Raw genomic sequence first — 4,588 nt, forward strand, 5'->3', positions numbered from 1 at the left:
ACTTTTTTCCTCTCAATTATTGAATTAATAATATAGCACATCAAATTTATCAATTCTTACATCCAATTCGATTAAATTAATGAATAAAATTCAATTATATAAAAATAATAACTACAACTAATCGGTATATATTAAAGAGGTGTCAATTTTGTCCTTAAATGAAGAGACCTTAGAAACTAAGACATATAAAACCATTGAAAAGATCGAAACAAATAACCTAAAACAACTTAAAAATACACTAGATAATATCTTTGATATTAGTGCAGATTTGATTGAACATCCTTTGCAATTAAAAACAAACACGAATATTTTACTTTATTATTTTGAAGGCCTTACAGATGGTGTTGCATTAAAAGCCAATGTTGTTACACCATTATTACAAGAAGTAAATGAAGACAGTCAAATTTTTAATTCTAATATTATTGCTACTCATACAAAAATCGTATATACATGGAATGAAATTAAAGAAGGATTACTTGAGGGTCAATGTGTACTGTTTATGGAAGGAGAAAATCGGTCACTTCTAATAAATACAAAAGGCTGGGCAGAGAGAGCCATTCAAGAACCAATTTCAGAAGTTACTATTAAAGGCTCACATGATGGTTTTATTGAGAATGTCACAAAAAATATAGGCCTAATTCGTCGATATATTCCTTCTACAGAGTTAAAAATCAAAAAGCTGACGATTGGAGAACGAGCCACTTCTTTAGTCTATTTAATTTACTTAGGTGATGTAGCAAACGCAGATGTAGTCCAAGAAATAGAAACTAGAATCTGCAAAATCAAAACAGATGCGGTATTAAGTATTGGAGAGCTATCTAATTATACAAAAGATCAAAATTGGACTCCTTTTCCACAGGCTTATTTAAGCGAACGTCCAGACGCCATTTCAAACCATATACTTGATGGGAAAGTAGCAGTGTTAATGGATAGATCCCCTGGTGCTATGGTTGTTCCTATGAATTTGATTGGATTTTTTCAAACCCCAGATGACTATAATATTCATTGGCTCATTGCATCTTTTTTTCGCTTATTACGATTTGCAGGATTTATTATAGCTATTTTTTTACCCGCATTTTATATTGCTATAGTATCCTTTCACTTTGAGATCATTCCTATAGATTTATACACTTCTATTGCAACGTCAAGAGTTAAGGTCCCCTTCTCTCCCTTATTGGAAGCTTTTATAATGGAAATTACACTGGAAATGCTACGTGAAGCTGGTATTCGCTTACCACAACCTATTGGACAAACTATTGGTATTGTTGGAGGGATTGTAATTGGACAGGCGGCTGTTCAAGCTGGACTTGTGAGTAACGTTATGGTTATTATCGTATCTATTACAGCCATTGCATCATTTATTGTTTCTAATTATGATTTATCAAGTTCTATACGCCTTATTCGTTTTCCAATGATGTTATTGGCATACTTTTATGGAATTGTAGGTATTGTTAGTGGATTAATGCTCTTATTTGCTCATTTTGTTTCACTGACTTCCTATGGTTCACCATACGGATTGCCAATCGCGCCATTTCGGCTTCAAGAGTTAAAAGATTCTTTTGTAAGGTTTCCTATTTCGATGATTACCACCCGCTCGAGTACTGGACAGCCGAAACAAGAAAAGAAAAAAGAAGGTGGTCCGCATGGGGAATCTTAAATTCAAAAATATAACTTTATTCGAATTTATTATTTTCATCCATTCGCTGCAACTTGCATCTGGTATGTTAATTATGCCAAGCCCACTTGCTACTACTGCTGGTACAGATGGCTGGATTTCGATCATTCTCGGATGGATAGTTACTTCTATAATCGGTGTAATTATTATATTAATGTTACAAAAAAATCCCAACAAAAATTTCTCACAAATCTTAAAAACATACTTTGGTAAATGGATAGGAACAATTCTTTTTCTTGCATATGCCTCTTATCTATTTTTTGCTGGATTTAATACTTTATTAAAGGCAACTGATATTGTAAAAGTGTGGATATTTCCTTCCACTCCTGCTTATCAAATCACCATATTATTACTATTACCTTTTATTATTTTAGTCCTGAGTGGGTTAAGGGCTCTTACTAGTTATTCTATGCTTGTTTTCTTCTTCACTACTTGGATGCCACTATTTCTTCTTTTTTCACTAAAGACTAACTACAACCCTTTACACCTACTACCTATTTTTAAAGATGGATTATACCCTATTATAAAGGCAACAAAAGAAACCATTACACCTTATGCTGGCTTAGAAATTACATATTATATATACCCGTTCTTACAAAAAAAACAAAAAGCCATAAAAGGGCTACTAATAGCGAATACTGGAACTATGCTTTTCTATCTATATGTGACTATTCTTTCTTATATATACTTTAGTCCAGAGGGGATAAAAGACGTAATCTGGCCAGTATTTCATCTGTTAAAAGGGGTTCGTTTTTCTTTCATGGAAAGATTAGAAATTATATATATCGCTTACTACTTGATTGTATTTTCCACTACAATATATCCGTATTTATTTTTCAGTTTTGAATCTGTGACCATTTCACTTCAAAAAAACGTCCGTAATTGGGCGCTACTTGCTTTTATGTTATTTATAGTTGGTCTATTTATTTTCCTAAATCCCGATGTGGATCAATATTTGTTTATATATTCTCTTATGGATATCTTAAATGTCATTTTCTTTATTCTATTACCAATTATTTTTTTCGTTTACAGTATTCTTTTTACTTGGGTTACTAGGAGGAAACAACTTTGATTCGAAAATGGATATGGGTTTTAATTTGTTGTTTATATATAATTGGTTGTAGTCAAAGAATTCCTCTTGAGAAGGTTTCATTAATCCTGTTAATTGGCTTGGATAGAACCGCTAATGGAGACATAAAAGTTGGAACAAGTATACCACTCTTTCATCATAAGCAGCAAAAAAGTACTATAGAACATTGGACAAAAGCATCAACTGTATATACTGGATTCAGTAAGATAGATACGAAGTTAACGGGCTTTATGACCGCTTCCAAAGCTGAAATCATTTTAATTGGGAAAAAATTAGCGCAAGAAGCAAATTGGTTACAGGAGCTTGATTCTTCTTACCGTGATCCTTACGCTACCATTAATGCTAAAGTAGTACTTGTAGATGGGCCTGCAGAAGAAATTTTTAAAATTTATAAGCCTAGTAAACCATCACTATCATCTTATATAAATGGTGTAATCGAATCCTCAATTCAAAATAACCAATCCGTCTCTTCTACAATTCAGCAATTAATGAGAGAACAAAATGAAGATGGAATGACGCAAACTGTTCCAATTATCAAAAAAACAAAGAATGAAATCGACACAGTAGGAATTGCATTTTTAAATCGAAAAGGGAAATATTTAACTTATATCCCTAAAAAAGATGTTAAATTTTTCAATCTTTTAAATAAGTCAAAAAGTAACGGGCGAATGATACTACACCTTGCACTGCCTCCTAAAAATTCCAACAAAAAAACAAATACTTCTATCTTCGTACAGAACGCGACAAGGAAGGTAGATGTTACTTTTCAAAACGGAAAGTTTGTATTTAATCTCGATATATATGCTAATGTAGCTTTAATAGAAAAAACCAACCCGAATTTAATTAAGGGGTACTATGATAATAAAAAAAATATATATCATTTAAAAAGTGCTATTCAAAAAGAAATTAATAATAATTTACAAAATATATTAAATGAAATACAGCAGAATAAAATTGATCCAATCGGATTATCCCTATATGCTAGAGCTTTTCAATATAAAGAATGGAAAAAAGTAAAAGGAGATTGGTTGCAAGCGTTAGCAGAGGCTAAAATAAATGTAAAGACGCACGTCAAAATAAAAGATACTGGGACCATTAGAAATTAAAATAGACTAGTCTATTTTTCTGCTTAAAAGTCTTTCTAAGTGGGTTTTCCCTCTTCAATATTTATCGTGTAAAAGGTGCTAACTCGAAAAAACTCTTTCCGTTCTTTTAAAAGGCAATAATTTAACTACGCAAATCAAGTACCAGTTTCTAATTTAAAGAGCTGAAGAAATTATAACTCTGGTGCAGTAGATATGCCAGGTGCCATTCCAATTGCAATTCCATGATATAACGTCAAAGCCAAAATTCCTAAGTTAAGGAATTTTGGCTTTTTGAGTTCACAAGAATATCTTATTTTTAGCTCTATGTACCTAGCTACAATAAATACATATCAACATTGGAAAAATAAAAAGCAAAGCCTTTTGGCTCCACCAAACCAAAATTCATCTCTCACCTATCGTCGTGCTATGTTCTTCACACGCTTGAGGAAGGAGAATTCTTTCGGGAAATCCGTTAAATTATAAGTACATTCGACAACAATCAATTATTTTCTAAAAAACAATTCCACATCTTTATCAACTCATTTTAGAATATTTAAACAATAATTATATATACATTCCCTGCATAAATTATTCATTTTCTTTTATATAACACCTATTTTTTAACTTCTGATAAATTATTAAACATTGGATTATTATACACAACCCCTAAAACATGGGGTATTTTGTAGAATTTTGTCTATCAATATGTATGTACACCCTTTTGTAGTGGATATAGAC

3 protein-coding genes are annotated in these 4,588 nt (G+C 31.6%); all 3 read left to right on the forward strand.

Going from position 1 to position 4,588, the window contains the following annotated elements:
- The first annotated feature begins 148 nt into the window (after nt 1-148).
- The 3 genes from GBN78_RS28730 to GBN78_RS28740 are packed head-to-tail and all read left to right on the forward strand — an operon-like array spanning nt 149 to nt 3,871.
- Entirely contained in the window at nt 149-1,657 is a 1,509-nt protein-coding gene (locus GBN78_RS28730) for a spore germination protein (RefSeq protein WP_000055712.1), read from the forward strand.
- Nucleotides 1,644-2,747, forward strand: coding sequence for a GerAB/ArcD/ProY family transporter (locus GBN78_RS28735; RefSeq protein WP_000527359.1), 1,104 nt, complete (start codon nt 1,644-1,646; stop codon nt 2,745-2,747). Before GBN78_RS28730 ends, GBN78_RS28735 begins: the two co-directional genes overlap by 14 nt.
- Nucleotides 2,744-3,871: a Ger(x)C family spore germination protein gene (locus GBN78_RS28740; protein ID WP_152127983.1), complete on the forward strand. Its 1,128-nt coding sequence runs from the start codon at nt 2,744-2,746 to the stop codon at nt 3,869-3,871. The genes GBN78_RS28735 and GBN78_RS28740 overlap by 4 nt, the downstream gene beginning before the upstream one ends.
- The last annotated feature ends 717 nt before the right edge of the window (nt 3,872-4,588 follow it).

This window comes from Bacillus sp. B2-WWTP-C-10-Post-4 (assembly GCF_009183805.1).
Lineage (GTDB): Bacteria > Bacillota > Bacilli > Bacillales > Bacillaceae_G > Bacillus_A > Bacillus_A cereus.

Excerpts from the sequence above, each read along its gene's own strand:
- GBN78_RS28735 (WP_000527359.1), top strand. The coding sequence starts at position 1,644 with ATGGGGAATCTTAAATTCAAAAATATAACTTTATTCGAATTTATTATT.